General features: G+C 67.0%; 15 protein-coding genes. 9 read left to right on the top strand and 6 right to left on the bottom strand.

Features of this window, described 5'->3' with window-relative positions; genetic code table 11:
• Positions 1–45: 45 nt before the first annotated feature.
• From AC1RP5_RS26555 to AC1RP5_RS26540, 4 genes are all read left to right on the top strand, one after another.
• Positions 46–2,952 carry a 2-oxoglutarate dehydrogenase E1 component gene (locus AC1RP5_RS26555; protein WP_493115788.1) on the top strand — a complete coding sequence of 969 codons (2,907 nt, stop codon included), beginning with the start codon at positions 46–48 and terminating at the stop codon, positions 2,950–2,952.
• Between the two features lie 26 nt (positions 2,953–2,978).
• On the top strand, positions 2,979–4,214 hold the full coding sequence (odhB, locus tag AC1RP5_RS26550) for a 2-oxoglutarate dehydrogenase complex dihydrolipoyllysine-residue succinyltransferase (RefSeq protein WP_493115786.1): 1,236 nt from the start codon (positions 2,979–2,981) through the stop codon (positions 4,212–4,214).
• A 127-nt stretch (positions 4,215–4,341) separates the two neighbouring features.
• Positions 4,342–5,754: a dihydrolipoyl dehydrogenase gene (lpdA, locus tag AC1RP5_RS26545; RefSeq protein ID WP_493115784.1), complete on the top strand. Its 1,413-nt coding sequence runs from the start codon at positions 4,342–4,344 to the stop codon at positions 5,752–5,754.
• 7 nt (positions 5,755–5,761) lie between these two features.
• Complete coding sequence (locus AC1RP5_RS26540; protein WP_493115782.1) at positions 5,762–6,028, top strand: hypothetical protein; 267 nt, start codon at positions 5,762–5,764, stop codon at positions 6,026–6,028.
• 186 nt (positions 6,029–6,214) lie between these two features.
• Here the strand turns inward: AC1RP5_RS26540 and AC1RP5_RS26535 are convergent, their stop codons facing one another.
• The 3 genes from AC1RP5_RS26535 to AC1RP5_RS26525 form a co-directional block, all read right to left on the bottom strand.
• Entirely contained in the window at positions 6,215–7,015 is an 801-nt protein-coding gene (locus AC1RP5_RS26535; RefSeq protein WP_493115780.1) for an anti-sigma factor family protein, read from the bottom strand.
• Positions 7,012–7,518 (bottom strand): sigma-70 family RNA polymerase sigma factor, encoded by a 507-nt coding sequence (locus AC1RP5_RS26530; protein WP_493115778.1) that lies wholly within the window; start codon positions 7,516–7,518, stop codon positions 7,012–7,014. The genes AC1RP5_RS26535 and AC1RP5_RS26530 overlap by 4 nt, the downstream gene beginning before the upstream one ends.
• A 64-nt stretch (positions 7,519–7,582) precedes the next feature.
• On the bottom strand, positions 7,583–7,969 hold the full coding sequence (locus AC1RP5_RS26525) for a COG4315 family predicted lipoprotein (RefSeq protein ID WP_493115776.1): 387 nt from the start codon (positions 7,967–7,969) through the stop codon (positions 7,583–7,585).
• 201 nt (positions 7,970–8,170) lie between these two features.
• Here AC1RP5_RS26525 and AC1RP5_RS26520 point away from each other — a divergent pair, with 201 nt between their 5' ends.
• Positions 8,171–9,916, top strand: coding sequence for a cation:proton antiporter domain-containing protein (locus AC1RP5_RS26520; RefSeq protein WP_493115774.1), 1,746 nt, complete (start codon positions 8,171–8,173; stop codon positions 9,914–9,916).
• Between the two features lie 9 nt (positions 9,917–9,925).
• Here the strand turns inward: AC1RP5_RS26520 and AC1RP5_RS26515 are convergent, their stop codons facing one another.
• Complete coding sequence (locus AC1RP5_RS26515; protein ID WP_493115773.1) at positions 9,926–10,606, bottom strand: site-2 protease family protein; 681 nt, start codon at positions 10,604–10,606, stop codon at positions 9,926–9,928.
• A gap of 124 nt (positions 10,607–10,730) precedes the next feature.
• Between AC1RP5_RS26515 and AC1RP5_RS26510 the strand changes: the two genes are divergently transcribed.
• Genes AC1RP5_RS26510 through AC1RP5_RS26495 form a run of 4 tightly spaced genes read left to right on the top strand, consistent with a single transcriptional unit; the run spans position 10,731 to position 13,809 of the window.
• Positions 10,731–11,558, top strand: a complete 828-nt coding sequence (locus tag AC1RP5_RS26510; protein WP_493115771.1) for a dienelactone hydrolase family protein — start codon at positions 10,731–10,733, stop codon at positions 11,556–11,558.
• Positions 11,559–11,578: 20 nt separating this feature from the next.
• Positions 11,579–12,856 (top strand): carbohydrate porin, encoded by a 1,278-nt coding sequence (locus AC1RP5_RS26505; RefSeq protein WP_493115769.1) that lies wholly within the window; start codon positions 11,579–11,581, stop codon positions 12,854–12,856.
• Between the two features lie 12 nt (positions 12,857–12,868).
• Positions 12,869–13,396 (top strand): dihydrofolate reductase family protein, encoded by a 528-nt coding sequence (locus AC1RP5_RS26500; protein ID WP_493115767.1) that lies wholly within the window; start codon positions 12,869–12,871, stop codon positions 13,394–13,396.
• A complete protein-coding gene (locus AC1RP5_RS26495) occupies positions 13,393–13,809 on the top strand; it encodes a GNAT family N-acetyltransferase (protein WP_493115765.1) in 417 nt (138 codons plus the stop codon). The genes AC1RP5_RS26500 and AC1RP5_RS26495 overlap by 4 nt, the downstream gene beginning before the upstream one ends.
• Here AC1RP5_RS26495 and AC1RP5_RS26490 read toward each other — a convergent pair.
• The gene (locus tag AC1RP5_RS26490; protein ID WP_493115764.1) at positions 13,787–14,491 is read right to left on the bottom strand and encodes an aspartate/glutamate racemase family protein; all 705 of its coding nucleotides are present in this window, start codon (positions 14,489–14,491) and stop codon (positions 13,787–13,789) included. The genes AC1RP5_RS26495 and AC1RP5_RS26490 overlap by 23 nt on opposite strands.
• Before the next feature lie 2 nt (positions 14,492–14,493).
• A complete protein-coding gene (locus AC1RP5_RS26485; protein WP_493115763.1) occupies positions 14,494–15,426 on the bottom strand; it encodes a tyrosine recombinase XerC in 933 nt (310 codons plus the stop codon).
• Positions 15,427–15,428: the final 2 nt, after the last annotated feature.

Genomic DNA, 15,428 nt, shown 5'->3' with positions numbered 1-15,428 from the left:
CCTCTGCCAGGCGGCCAGCAAAGACAGGCCAGGGAGTATCGGGCCATGAGAGCAGAACAGACGTCGTTCCTGTTCGGCGCAAACGCGCCATTCATCGAGGAGCTCTACGCGCGCTTCCTCGCCGACCCCAATGCGGTCGACGAGGAATGGCGCACTTTCTTCGGCGCGCTCGCCGAGCAGAAGGGCGATGTCCTCGCCGAGGTGCGCGGCGCCTCCTGGGCGCCCAACGGCCCGCGGGTGATCGGTGCCGTCGATCCGGACAGCGTGCCGGCGCCGGCCAACCGCAACGTGAAGGGCGGCAAGGCCGCCAGCGGCGCGGCGGCTCCCGCCATTGCCGGCAAGACCGAGGAAGAGATCCGCAACGCCGCGCAGGACACCGCGCGGGCGCTGATGCTGATCCGCGCCTACCGAATCCGCGGCCATCTCGCGGCCGACCTCGATCCGCTCGGCCTCGTGCACCAGGCGCCGCATCGCGAACTCGATCCCGCGACCTACGGTTTCACCGAGGCCGACTGGGACCGTCCGATCCTGATCTTCGGCTCGCTGGCGCTGGGCGAGTCCGCCACGCTGCGCCAGATCATGGAGCGCCTGCGCAAGACCTATTGCGGCAAGATCGGCGTCGAGTTCATGCACATCTCCGATCCCGACCAGAAGGCGTGGATCCAGGAGCGCATCGAGCACATCGAGAACCACACCGAGTTCACGGTCACCGGCCGCAAGATGATCCTCGAGCGCGTCGGCGAAGCCGAGGGCCTCGAGCGCTACCTGCATGTGAAGTTCGTCGGCACCAAGCGCTTCGGCCTCGACGGCGGCGAATCGCTGATCCCCGGCATCGAGCAGATCCTGAAGCGCGGCGGCCAGCTCGGCGTGAAGGAAGTGATGATCGGCATGCCGCACCGCGGCCGCCTCAACACCCTCGTGCACGTCATGCACAAGAGCTACACGGCGCTGTTCTCGGAATTCCAGGGCCGCTCCTCGCAGCCCGAGGAAATGCGCGGTTCGGGCGACGTGAAGTACCATCTGGGCGCGTCGGCCGATCGCGAGTTCGACGGCAACGTGATCCATCTCTCGCTGTCGCCCAATCCCTCGCATCTCGAGGCGGTGAACCCGGTCATCCTGGGTAAGGCGCGCGCCAAGGAAGACCAGCGCGGCGACACCGACCGCAGCCAGGTCATGTGCATCCTGATGCACGGCGACGCGGCCTTCGCGGGCCAGGGCCTGGTGGCCGAGAGCCTCGACCTCTCCGACCTCGCGGGCTACCGCATCGGCGGCACGATCCATTTCATCGTGAACAACCAGATCGGCTTCACGACCCTGCCGACCGAATCGCGCTCGGGTCCTTACTGCACGGAAGTCGCCAAGATCGTGCAGGCGCCGATCCTGCACGTGAACGGCGACGATCCCGAGGCGGTGGTCCACGTCGCACGTATCGCGACGGAGTTCCGTCAGCACTTCAAGCGCGACATCGTCATCGACATGTTCTGCTACCGCCGGCACGGTCACAACGAGGGTGACGAGCCGATGTTCACCCAGCCGCTGATGTACAAGGAAATCGGCGCGCATCGTTCGGTGAAGGAAGTCTACGCCGCGGCGCTGGAAGCCGCGGGCGTGGTGACGGCCGACGAGGTCGCCGCCATGGACAACGCGCTGCGCGAGAAGCTCGACAAGGCGCTGGAGGCCGCGACCAACTACAAGCCCAACAAGGCCGACTGGCTGGAAGGCAAGTGGGCGGGCTTCACGGTTGCGCCGGGCGAGGAGGATCGCAAGGGCGTCACCGCCGTCGATCTCGACAAGCTCAAGGCCGTCGGCCAGGCGATCTCCGAGCCGCCGAAGGATTTCGACCTCAACCGCAAGATCGTCCGTCAGCTTCAGGAGAAGCGGAAGACGATCGACACCGGCGAGAACATCGACTGGGCGACCGGCGAGGCACTGGCCTTCGGCACGCTCCTGTCGGAAGGCACGCCGGTGCGTCTCAGCGGCCAGGACTCCGGCCGTGGCACCTTCTCCCAGCGCCATTCGGTGCTGGTCGACCAGGCGAGCGAGGCCAAGTACGTCCCGCTCAATCACGTGGGCGAGGGCCAGGCCCGCTTCGAGGTGATCGACAGTCCGCTGAACGAGGCGGGCGTGCTGGGCTTCGAGTACGGCTACTCGCTGGCCGAGCCGAACGCGCTGGTTCTGTGGGAAGCGCAGTTCGGCGACTTCGCCAACGGCGCGCAGGTCATCATCGACCAGTTCATCTGCTCGGCCGAGAGCAAGTGGCTGCGCATGTCGGGTCTCGTCATGCTGCTGCCGCACGGCTACGAGGGCCAGGGTCCGGAGCACAGCTCCGCGCGCCTCGAACGCTACCTGCAGCTTTCCGCCGAGGACAACTGGCAGGTCATCAACCCGACGACGCCGGCCAACTACTTCCACGCGCTGCGCCGCCAGATGCGCCGCACCTTCCGCAAGCCGCTGGTGGTGATGACGCCGAAGTCGCTGCTGCGTCACAAGGATTGCGTCTCGACCCTTGCCGACTTCGGGCCGGGCAGCTCGTTCCGCCGCATCCTCGCCGAGACCGACCAGCTGGTCGACGGCGCCAAGGTGCGTCGCGTCGTTCTCTGCTCGGGCAAGGTCTACTTCGATCTCGTCGCCGAGCGCCGCAAGCGCAAGATCGACGACATCGCCATCATGCGCATCGAGCAGCTCTATCCGTTCCCGTTCACGCGGCTCGGGGTGCGGCTCGCGCAGTATCCGAACGCCGAAATCGTGTGGTGCCAGGAAGAAGCCGAGAACATGGGCGCCTGGCACTTCGTCGATCGTCGCATCGAGCGCGCCCTGGCGAACATCGACGCCAAGGCCAAGCGTCCGATCTATATCGGCCGCGCCGAAGCCGCGTCGCCCGCCACTGGTTCGGCGCGCACGCATCTCAAGGAACAGGTCGATCTGGTCGACCGCGCGCTCACCATCGGTTGAGCGCGGCTAGCGGAGGGGTTGTAGTTATGGCCGTCGAGATCAAGGTTCCGACTCTGGGCGAATCGGTCACCGAGGCGACCGTTGCCAAGTGGCTGGTGAAGGCGGGCGACGCGGTCGCCGTCGACCAGCCCTTGTGCGAGCTCGAGACAGACAAGGTCACCGTCGAAGTGAATGCCAGCGTGGCCGGCACCATCACCGAACTCGCCGTGGAAGAGGGCGCCTCCGTCCAGGTCGGTGGCGTGCTCTGTCACATTGAGGCGGGCGCCGCCGGTGCCGCCGCGCCGAAGGCGGCCGCTCCGGCTGCTCCGAAGCCGGCCGCCGCTCCCGCACCTGTGCCGGCTCCGGCTCCGGCCGCGGCGCCTGCGGGCGCCAATCTCGCTGCATCCGGCCCGGCCGCGCGCAAGCTCGCCGAGGAGAAGGGCGTGTCTGCCGCGTCCATCCAGCCCAGCGGTAAGGACGGTCGCGCCACCAAGGAAGACGTGCTGGCTGCGATCTCGTCGATCCCGGCCGCTGCCGCGCCGGCCGCCAAGCCCGCCGCGCCCACGGGTCCGCGCCTGAAGGCCGACCGCGAGGAGCGGGTGAAGATGACGCGCCTGCGTCGCACCATCGCCAACCGCCTCAAGGACGCGCAGAACACCGCCGCCATGCTCACCACCTTCAACGAGGTGGACATGACCAACGTGATGGCGCTGCGCGACCGGCTGAAGGACGATTTCGAGAAGAAGCACGGCGCTCGTCTCGGCTTCATGTCGTTCTTCGTGAAGGCCTGCATCGCGGGGCTCAAGGAGCTGCCGGCGGTCAATGCCGAGATCGAGGGCGATGAGCTCGTCTACAAGAACTATTACGACATCGGCGTCGCCGTCGGCACGCCGCAGGGTCTCGTCGTGCCGGTGCTGCGCGATGCCGACGCGCTCGACTTCGCGGGCGTGGAGAAGGGCATCGGCGATCTCGGCCGCAAGGCGCGCGACGGCAAGCTGTCGATCGCCGACCTGACGGGCGGCACGTTCACGATCTCCAACGGCGGCGTGTACGGCTCGCTGATGTCGACGCCGATCCTGAACCCGCCGCAGTCGGGCATCCTCGGCATGCACAAGATCCAGCAGCGGCCCATGGTGGTCGGCGGCGAGATCAAGGCGCGCCCGATGATGTACCTCGCTCTGTCCTACGACCATCGCATCATCGACGGCCGCGAGGCCGTGCTGTTCCTGGTGAAGGTCAAGGACTGCATCGAGGATCCCGAGCGCCTGCTGCTCGGCGTCTGAGACGCACAATGATTGCCCCGCTCTCGGTGTCATCCCGAGCGTAGCGAGGGACCCTTAGTCGGGCGCCGCGAAAGGTCCCTTGCTGCGCTCGGGATGACATCGAGTGTGGATCAGCCGGTGTAATGACATGGCAAACGAATCCTTCGATCTCGTCGTGATTGGCGCCGGTCCGGGCGGCTACGTCGCCGCGATCCGCGCCTCGCAACTCGGCCTCAAGGTCGCTGTCGTCGAGAAGCGCGCGACCCTGGGCGGCACCTGCCTCAACGTCGGCTGCATTCCCTCGAAGGCGCTGCTGCAGTCCTCGCACCTGTTCGAGGAAGCGGGCCACGATCTCGGCGTGCACGGCATCGTCGTGGAAGCCCCGAAGCTCGATTTCGCCCAGCTGATGAAGCGCAAGGGCGAGGTGGTCGAGGCCACGACCAAGGGCGTCGCCTTCCTGTTCAAGAAGAACAAGATCGCCTCCTACACCGGCGCGGGTCGCATTGAAGCGCCGGGCTCCGTCGCCGTGCTGGGCGACGACGGTGCGGTGAAGGATACGCTGTCGGCGAAGAACATCCTGATCGCCACGGGCTCGGAAGTGACGCCGCTGCCGGGTGTCACGATCGACGAGAAGAAGATCGTTTCCTCGACCGGTGCGCTCGAACTGACCGAGGTGCCGAAGCGCCTCGTCGTGGTCGGCGCCGGCATCATCGGCCTCGAACTGGGCTCGGTGTGGCGCCGTCTCGGCGCCGACGTGACGGTGGTCGAGTTCCTCGACCGCATCACGCCGGGCGTCGACGACGAGGTCACCAAGTTCTTCCAGCGCGCGCTCACCAAGCAAGGCCTGAAGTTCAAGCTCGGCGCCAAGGTCACCAAGGCCGATGCCTCCGGCGCCGGCGTCACGCTCACCGTCGAGCCTGCCAAGGGAGGTGCTGCCGAGACGCTCGAAGCCGATGTCGTGCTGGTCTCGATCGGCCGCCGGCCGTTCGTGCAGGGCCTCGGCCTCGACAAGGTCGGCGTGAAGATGACCGAGCGCGGCCGCATCGCCGTCGACGGCCACTTCCAGACCTCGGTGCCCGGCATCTACGCGATCGGCGACGTGATCGACGGGCCGATGCTCGCGCACAAGGCGAGCGAGGATGGCGTCGCCTGCGTGGAGACCATCGCGGGCCAGAAGGGCCATGTGAACTGGGATCTCGTGCCCTCGATCATCTACACCCAGCCCGAGGTGGCCTGGGTCGGCAAGACCGAGGAACAACTGAAGTCTGCCGGCGTTGCCTACAAGGTCGGCAAGTATCCGTTCACCGCCGACCCGCGCAGCCGCGCGAACGGCGCCACGGAGGGCTTCGTGAAGGTTCTGGCCGACAAGGCGAGCGACAAGGTGCTGGGCGTCCACATCTTCGGCGCCGAGGCCGGGACGATGATCGCGGAAGCCGCGATGGCGATGGAGTTCTCCGCCTCGGCCGAGGATATCGGCCGCGTCTGCCACGCCCATCCCACGGTCAACGAGGCGATGAAGGAAGCCGCGCTCGCCGCCTGGGACAAGCCGATCCACCTCTAGGACCGGCATGCGCAAGCCGCTGATGGCGCTTGCGATCGCAGCCTGCCTGGTGATGTCGGTGGTGGGCGGCTTCGTGCCGATCCTGCAGGGCTGGATCTTCTTCGTGCTCGCGCTCTACCTCCTTGCCACCGAGTTCGAAACGGGGCGCAAGTGGGTGACGTCGGCCCGCCGTCGCTGGCCCATCCTCGACCGGTGGATCGTGAAGGCCCGCGACCACAAATGGGCGCCGCGCCACCTCAAGGAATTCGAGGATCTCACCGATCCGACGAAGTGAAGGCTCGGGTCTTAGCCTTGAGTTAAACAACACCACCTCATCCTGAGGAGGTCGCGTAGCGACCGTCTCGAAGGATGGGCAACAGACGTGGTGCTCGTGCCCATCCTTCGTGACGCTCACTGCGTTCGCTCCTCAGGATGAGGTTTTTGCTGAAGCTCGATGCGAGTCGAGCCAGTCGGAAAGACTCTAACTCTTTCCTTCAAGCCCGCGATAGACCGCTTCGGCGATCGGCAGCAACTCCTCGCGGCTGGCTGTCGCCGTCACGGCGAAGCCAAAACCTTGGTCGATCCAGGCGAAGGTCGAGGCCTCGCCTTCCTTCTGGAAGCGGAAGGCCGTCTCCGTGCCGTCGGCCGCGCGCACGTAGATCGTGAGCCGCTTGCCGCTGGCATCGTCGTACATGAGCTGGGCCGCCGCGCCGTTGCCGCCCGGCAGCAGGCGTCCGCCCATCAGCTTGTAGCCGAAGCCCGAGAGATCGGGTGCGGCGAGCTTGCGGCCCAGTCGCTTCGAGAGCCACTGCAGCAGGTGCGTTTCCTGCTGCACGCCGACCTCGACCGGATGGGCGACCTCGACCACGTAGGTGCGGTAGGCGGCATGCGCGCCCTGCGCCACACTGGCGGTCGGTGCGATCGGCAGCGGCGCGGGCGCGATCTCGTTGGCGAACCAGCCCGCGGTGGCGCCGACCACGAAGATCGCGACCGCGGCGGCGGCACTGGCCCAGCTGCGCGCCCAGAAGGTGCGCCGCGCGGCGCGCAGGTTGGCGATGCGCAGACGCGCGGGAATGGGCTCGCCGAACTTGGCGTCGAGGCGACTGCGCAGCATGGCGCGCTGGCGGCGCTCCACGGCGATACGCTCGGCGAGCTCGGAATGGGCCGCGAGATGGGCCTCGACGGCGGCGCGGCGTTCGCCGTCCAGCCGCTCGTCGACGAACGCCTGCAGGTCATCCTCGCCGACGGGGAAATCGCTTCTTGGCGTATTCGGGCCTGTCATTTCACTCTCCGCAGGAGCGTGGTGCGCCCCGTCTCCAGCAGCGTGCGCAGCTTCTGCCGGCCACGCGCCAGCCGCGACATCACCGTGCCCATCGGCACGCCCATGATCTTCGCGGCATCGTCGTATGAAAGATCTTCCACGCCGACCAGCAACAGCAACGACTTCTGCTCTTCCGGGAGCTGGTCGAGGGTCGACAGGATGTCCTGGACCTCCATGCCGTTTTCCTGCTGCGCGGCGGTCGATGGCGTCGTCACGTCGTCGAGTTCGACATGCGCACCACGACGCTGGCCCTGGCGCAGCGCCGAAACGTGCAGGTTGCGCTGGATGGTGAAGAGCCACGCCCTGAGATCGCCGTCGCTCCGTCGCAGGGACCAGCGCGACAGCGCCCGCTCGAGCGTGTCCTGCACCAGATCGTCGGCCGCGTCGTGATCGCGCACCAGCGCATAGGCATAGCGGCGCAACGCGGGGATCAGCGGTTCGAGCAGGGCTTCCGCATCGGCCATGGCGTTACTCTACTACAGGAAGGTCGGCGCCGGCCGGATCAGGCCGGCGCCGCGTTCCGGACTGTTACTTGGCGATGTGCCAGGCGCCCTGCAGGAAGCCGTCGCCCGTCGTGTCGCCGGCCTTGGTGTCCTTGGCGAAGGCATAGAGCGGCTTACCCTTGTAGGCCCACTGCTTCAGGCCGTCGTCGCGGGTGATGATGGTCCAGTCGCCCGACGCCTTGGCGCCATCGGCGACGAGGGCCGGCGGCCAGTTGGTGGCGCACGGGCCGTTGCACACCGACTTGCCGGGCGTCGCGTCCTTGTCGAACGTGTAGAGGGTCATGCCGCTCGCGGTGACGAGCATGCCGTTCTTCATCATCGGCGGGGTGGCGGTGGCGGGGTCGGCGGCGAAGGCGCTGCCGGCGGCGAGGATCGCCAGGGCGGCGGCGGTGGAAAGGATCGATTTCAGCATTCTCTGACTCCCATGCAGCTGTTGGTCTGCAGGGGAGAGACGCTGCCGCCGGGCGGATTATTCCCGGACCTTTCCGATTTATTGCGCACGCCCCGCGCCGGGGCCGGCTTCGCTGCGACGATCACGCAGGTTCACATTGAGTGCAATTCTGGCGCTGCACCCTTAAAATCGGGTCCTCCCCAACCACCGACGGGCCCGCACGTGCATCACGAAGCGACGTTGATCTCCACCATCGCCATCGGCTTCGTGCTCGCCTTCGGCTTCGGCTATGTCGCGGACCGGCTGCGCCTGCCGCCGCTGGTCGGCTATCTCGTGGCCGGCATCCTGATCGGTCCGCACACGCCGGGCTTCGTGGCCGATGGCGCACTCTCCTCGCAGCTCGCCGAAGTGGGCGTCATCTTGCTGATGTTCGGTGTCGGCCTGCATTTCTCCGCCTCCGATCTTCTGGCCGTCCGCGGCATCGCCATTCCCGGCGCCATCGGCCAGATCGTGCTGGCGACGCTGCTCGGCATGGCGATGTGCTCGCTGTGGGGCTGGAGCCTCGGCACCGGCCTCGTGGTCGGTCTCAGCCTTTCGGTGGCGAGCACGGTCGTGCTGTTGAAGGCGCTGGAGGAGCGCAACATGGTCGACAGTCCCAACGGCCGCGTCGCCGTGGGCTGGTTGATCGTCGAGGACCTCGCGATGGTGCTGGCGCTGGTGCTGCTGCCGGCCTTCGCCGAAGTGCTGGGCGGCAAGCCGGTCGAAGGTCACGCGCCCTCGGGCATGCCGATCGCGCTGGAACTCGCCGTCACCTTGTCCAAGGTCGCGGCCTTCGCCGTCATCGCCATCCTGATCGGACCGAAGGTCGTGCCGTGGATGCTGGCCCGCGTCGCCCGCACTGGCTCGCGCGAGCTGTTCACGCTCTCGGTGCTCGCCGTCGCGTTGGGCATTGCCTACGGCTCGGCGCAGATCTTCGGCGTGTCCTTCGCGCTCGGCGCCTTCTTCGCGGGCGTCGTGCTGAGCGAATCTTCCTTCAGCCACAAGGCCGCCGCCGATTCGCTGCCGCTGCAGGACGCCTTCTCGGTGCTGTTCTTCGTCTCGGTTGGCATGCTGTTCGATCCGACGATTCTCTACCGCTCGCCGGGCGCGGTCCTGTCGGTGCTGGCGTTGATCATCTTCGGCAAGTCGCTGATCGCCTTCGCCATCATCATGCTGTTGCGCTACCCGATCGGTACCGGGCTAGTGGTGTCGGCCAGCCTGGCGCAGATCGGCGAGTTCTCGTTCATCCTGATCGCACTCGGCATCTCGGCGGGCCTCGTGCCGGGCGAGGGCCGCGACCTGGTGGTCGGTGGTGCGCTCTTCTCGATCATGCTCAATCCGCTGATCTTCCATCTGGTCGGCTTGCTGCAGAAGCGCGTCGCCCGGCCCGCCGGTGCGGCCTTCTATGGGCAGCGGCACTACGAGTCGCTCGGCCACCAGCTCGACGTCATCAAGGCGCGCCAGGAAGAGCGGACGAAGGCCGAGGACCTCAAGCTGCACAGCCTGCTGGAACGCTTCCCCATGCTGCAGCTCGTCGAGCGCCAGGACCAGGAAGCGCTGCTGCTGATGTTCCGCCCGAAATCGGCATCACCCGGCGATCGCGTCATCCGTCGCGGCGACCGCGCCGACGGCATGTACTTCCTTTCGTCGGGCGCCGTCGAAGTGCATGTCGGCGAGCGGACCATCCGGCTCGAAGCCGGCGCCTATTTCGGCGAAATGGCTCTGCTGACCGGCGAGCGCCGCACCGCCGACGTGATCGCCGTCGACTTCTGCCAGTTCCTGGTGCTCGACCGCCGTGAGTTCAACCAGTTCATGGCGCGGCATCCGGGCGTCCGTGCCGCCGTCGCCAGCATCGCCGAGGAGCGGCAGGCGATGAACCTCGCCCCGCCGCAGGCTGACCCTGCGCCGGCGGGCGAGGTGCGGACCTGAGACTCGCCGTCAGCCGTTGCCGGTGACTCGGATGACGAGGTTGATCAGCCAGCCGACGGGTTCGCTCAGGACCCAGCCGATCACGTTCAGGTCCGTGCCGAGCTGATTGCCGATCAGCGGCAGGACGAAGATCAGGCCGAGCAGGATCGGCATACCGTAGGGCTCGAGCCGGGCGAGCGGCAAGGCGAGGCTGTCCGGCAGCAGGCCGACAGCGACGCGCCCGCCATCCAGCGGCGGCAATGGAATCATGTTGAAGACCGCCAGCAGCACGTTGATGAGGATCGCGTTCTGCAGATTGAGGATCGTCCAGCTCGCGACCGGCATCGGCAGCATAACCGCGAGGTGCGCCAGCAGGCCGGCGGCCAGGGCCATGAAGACGTTGGTGGCGGGACCAGCCGCGGCGACCCACACCATGTCGTGCCGCGGATTGTTCAGCGCACGGAAGTTCACCGGCACGGGCTTGGCGTAGCCGAACAGGAAAGGCGCGTGCAGGAAGATCAGCAGGCCCGGCATGAGGATCGTGCCGAACGGGTCGATGTGCTTCAGCGGATTGAGGGTCACGCGGCCCTGCTGCTGCGCGGTCCGATCGCCGAAGCGAAGGGCAACGAAGCCGTGTGCGGCTTCATGCAGTGTGATGGCGAGGATGGCGGGAATCACCCAGGTGGAGATCGTGTAGAGCGTGTCGTTCACTGTGAAACCACCTGTTGTCTCTGCCTTCGCTTCGTTTACCGTCCGGCCGATGCATCTTCGACGGACGAACGGACGCGGGCAAGGTGAAGCCGTCGCGGCCAGAGCGTGGGCGAGCCTGGTCGTCGTGCTTGCGCTTGTACTCGCGCTCCTGGGCGTCCTGCCTGCGATGGCGCAGCAGAATGTCCGTGTGCCGGTCGAGCAGGGCGGTCGCACGGTGCAGCTTGCCGCGCAACTCTTTCGTCCCGCTCATGCCGCCACGCCGACGCCTGCGGTCGCGCTGTTTCATGGCTGTGGTGGACCGGGACAGAACACGTCGCGCATGGCCGGGCTGCTCGCCTCCTGGGGCTATGCCGCCCTGGTCGTGGACAGCTTCTCGGCGCGCGGGCTCAAGGACGTGTGCGGTCGCAACTGGCCGACGCAGGCCGCCGCCGAGGCACGAGCTGGCGACATCGATGCAACGCTCGCGTGGCTTGCCAAGCAGCCGGGCATCGATTCTCGGCGGCTCGCCTACATGGGATATTCCTACGGCGGTGGCGTTGCGATGCTGCGCGCGCTCTCGGGCAAGCCGGAGGATCAGACACAACCTGTCGCGCGGGCGGTCGTGCTGCTCTATCCCGACTGCGCGCTGGCCGATGCGCTGGGACCACGCCTTGCCGTGCGCCAGCCCACGTTCCTCGCGATGGGCGCGCTCGACGACTGGACGCCGGTCTCGCAATGCCGTGCCGTGCTGGAGCGCGTGGTGCGCGGCCAGGACCTGATCGAAACAAAAGTTTATCCGGGGGCGCATCACAGTTTCGATGCGCTCGGCCTGCCGGTGCGCTATCTCGAAGGCGTTGGCAACCGCAGCAAGCCCGGCGGTTGCTGCGGTGCGCATTACGGTGCCCATGAGCCTGCCTGGAAGCAGTTCGTGGTCGACGTGAAGGCGTTCCTCGACAAGGCAATGAAGCCGTAACGCGGGCCGGCAGGAACCGCATGCGCTCGACGGCCTGGATTGGCGGGTTGGCCGCCCTGATCCTTCCGATCGCGGAGGAGGTCCGGGCGCAGGATGCGGATCAGACGGCGTCGGTGGCGGCTTCTTCCGAGGCGTCCGACGAGCGTCATGTCGGCAAGGTCCACAGCCGGATGCGTGCGGCCGAGGCGCGCGAGCAGCATTCGCTGGACGAGGAATTCGACACTGCCGCCAAGCAGTATGCGCAGGCCAAGAAGCAGATCCAGAACTCGACAGGCATCTTCTACACGATGACCTCGTCTGTCCTCAGCCAGTGGGGCGCACCCGGCAGCGACTATGGCGCGGTGCAGGCGCAGTTCTCGCCGGCGGTGAACTGGAAGGTGTTCAACGATCCCGACATCGGCGCGGGCTCCTTCCAGTTCGCCTACCTCGCGACCCAGTACTGGTCGGGGCCGACCGGAACCAGCCTGCAGAACCGGCTCAACCTCAACAGCCCGGTCAACGACTATCCGGCCAACCAGCTCACCTTCGCGCAGGTGAGCTACACGCACGATTTCCCCGGCCATTTCGTTTCGGTGACACTGGGGCAGTTCCCGCTCTCCAATTTCGACGGCAACGCCTACGCCAATAACCAGCAGGTGAATTTCATCGGCTATTCGCTGGCGCAGAACGGCAGCCAGAACTATTCGCAGGGCAGTCTCGGCGCCTACACGCAGATCAACCCGAGCAAGGAGCTGACCTTCGCCGCGGGTTTCCAGGACGCCAACAACGTCGCGGCCACCAACTACATCCAGTTCAACACCGCGGGGCAGGGCCAGTATGCGTGGTTCGCCTATGCGGCCTGGCTGCCGAAATTCGCCAGGCTCGGGCGCGGCGACTATTCGCTGCTCTACTACAACATCCCGAGCGTCGTGATGCAGCCGCAGGCCAGCGCTGGCCTGTCGTTCAACGCCTCGCAGCCGCTCGGCAAGCAATGGGGCGTGTTCCTGCGCGCCAACACGGCCTGGAATTCGAGCTGGTACATCCAGTCGTCGATCGCCGGCGGCGCCGTCTACAACAACCCGCTGGGCCGCGCGCCGCTCGACCAGATCGGGCTGGGTTTCGCCTGGAACAAGGTGAACCAGAATCTCTATGCCGGCGCCCTCGTGCAGCCCAGCGAGACGATGGTCGAGCTCTACTGGAACTGGTCGATCAAACATCTGTTGATCACCCCCGACGTCCAGGTCTATTTCCAGCCGGCGCTGACGCCGACGCAGCAGATCGCTGCGGTCTTTTCGCTTCGCCTGTCCGTACTGTTCTAGGAGTTCGTTCCGATGACCAAGACGATCTGGCATTGCCATATCGCCGTGTCGCTCGATGGCAAGATCGCGCGCGCCGACGGTTCGTTCGACTGGCTGGAAGGCCATCCCGCCGAGGAGTTCGGCATCGAGCCTTTCCTGAAGAGCGTCGAGGCCATCGTCATGGGGCGCGACACCTACGACGTCATGCGCGGCCTCGGCGAATGGCCCTATGGCGACAAGGCAACGATCGTCATGACCAACCGTCCGCTCCCAGATCCGCCGCGCGGCGTCGAGGTGCGGTCGGGCGACCTCGCGGTCGTCGCTGCCGAACTTGAGGCGCGCGGCTACGGGCGTGTCTGGGTCGAGGGCGGCGCGCAGGTGATCCGCGGCATGATCGCCGCCGGCAAGCTCGACGTGCTGGAAATGGCGATCGTGCCGATCCTGCTGGGCGACGGCATCCCGCTCATTCCGCCCGGCACGCCCGAGCTGAAGCTCACGCTCAAATCGTGCGAACCACGCAGCGGCGGCGCCCTGCATGTCGTCTATGAGGCAACGCGATGATCCGCAAAGCCACGCTCGCCGACCGTCCCCGCATCTCGGAAGTGCGCCTCGCGGTTCGCGAGAACCAGTTGAGTGCCGCCTCGGCGGGCAAGGTCGAGACCACCGCCAACTGGATCTTCGAGAACGCGACCTTCTGGGTCTGGGAGGAGGCGGGCGCGGTGCAGGGCTTCTCGGTGGCCGATCCGCGCGACGGTACGATCTTCGGCCTGTTCATCCATCCCGACTATGAAGGGCGTGGCCTTGCGCGGGCGCTGCTGCCGCTGGCCTGCGAGGATCTGCGGGCGGCGGGCTTTGCGGAAGCAAAGCTGACGACCGGCCCCGGCACGCGCGCCGAGCGCTTCTATCGCACCAATGGCTGGGAGGAGATCGGGCGCCAGGACAATGGCGAGATCATCTTCCGGAAGACGCTGTAACGGCGCGCTTCAGGGCCGCGCGGGCGAGGAGCCGCGTCGAATCGAGCGTCGGCAGGGGCGAGTTGCCGTCGTTCATGATCAGCGGGATTTCCGTGCAGCCCAGGATGACGGCATCGCAGCCTTCGGCCTTCATGCGGCCCATCACGCGCTGATAGGCGGCGACGGCTTGCGGCGTGAAGATGCTCTGCACCAGCTCGTCCATGATGATGCGGTTGGTCTCGTCGCGCTCGGCATCGGTGGGACGTAGCCACACAAGCCCCTGCGCTTCGATCTTCTCAGGATAGACCTCGCTGTCGATCAGCCAGCGGGTGCCGGTGATGCCGAGCTTTTTGTAACCGCGCGCCCTGGCCTCGGCGGCGACCACCTCGGCAATGTGCAGCCAAGGGAGCGGCGAGCGCGGCAGCACATGCGCCATCGCCTGATGGATCGTGTTGTCGGGGCAGATCAGGAAATCGGCGCCGGCCGCGGCGAGCTTGTTGGCCGAGGACAGCATCAGTTCGGCGACGCCAGCGCGGTCGCCGCGATCGAGGCATTCGACGTAGTCGGCCAGCGAATGCGTGTGCATCGAGACTTCGGGATGGGCGTGCGCACCCATCAGCTTTGAACCCTCGACGCAGATTGTCTTGTAGCAGAGCGCCGCGCCCTCGGCGGAGCAGGCGACGATTCCGATGTGCTGGGTCATGGTCAGCCTTTGGCGCGCGGATGCGCGGCGCGATAGACGGCGGCGAGACGGGCGGAGTCGACGTCGGTGTAGCGCTGCGTCGTCGACAGCGAAGCGTGGCCAAGCAGTTCCTGGATGGTGCGCAGGTCGCCGCCGGCGCCCAGCAGGTGCGTGGCGAAGGAGTGGCGCAGCGCATGCGGCGTCACGCTCTCGGCAAGGCCGAGGTCGCGGCGGATCTCGCGCACCCGCTTCTGCACGATGGCGGGATCAAGCGCGCCGCCGCGCGCGCCCACGAAGACGCGGTCCGACGGCTTGGCCGCGGCCAGCCACGGGCAGGCATCGCGATAGGCTTTGAGGGCCTGCAAGGCCTGCGGCAGCAGCGGCACCAGCCTTGTCTTGTTGCCCTTGCCGGTGACGGAGAGCGTGTCGCGGCCGCCCTTGAGGAGATCGTCGACCTGCGCCTTGGTGAGCCCCAGCGCTTCGCCGATGCGCAGGCCCGCGCCGTAGAGCAGGATCAGCACGGCGGCGTCGCGCAGGTCGATCCACGGCGCGCGCTCCTGATCGGATTCGGCCTGGAGAACGTCCTCCATGTCGCGCTCGCTCAGCGCTTTCGGCACGGAGCGCGGCAGCTTGGGCGTCTGGATCGTGGCGATGCTCGCATTGTGCGCGAGTTTGTTCTTGTCGAGGAAGCGGAAGAACGAGCGCACCGAGGAGAAGGCCCGCGCCGTGGAAGTGCGCGCCATGCCCTGGCGCGAGCGCTCCGCGAGCCAGGCGCGGAACTCGGCGGGCTTCAGCCGCGCGAGCGCATCGAGCGTCGGCGTCTCGCCGAGATAGGTTGCCATGAAGCCGAGGAAGGTCGCGACGTCGTGCTCGTAGGCGGTGAGCGTATGGACGGCGAGCCGCCGCTCGCTCTTCAGCCAGTCGCGCCACGCTTCCTGTGCGTCTGCGACACTCAACG

This window comes from Reyranella sp. GW821-FHT12G01 (genome assembly GCF_058806575.1).
Note: the sequence above shows the minus strand (reverse complement) of the source record. Positions and strands in the feature narration are given on the sequence as shown.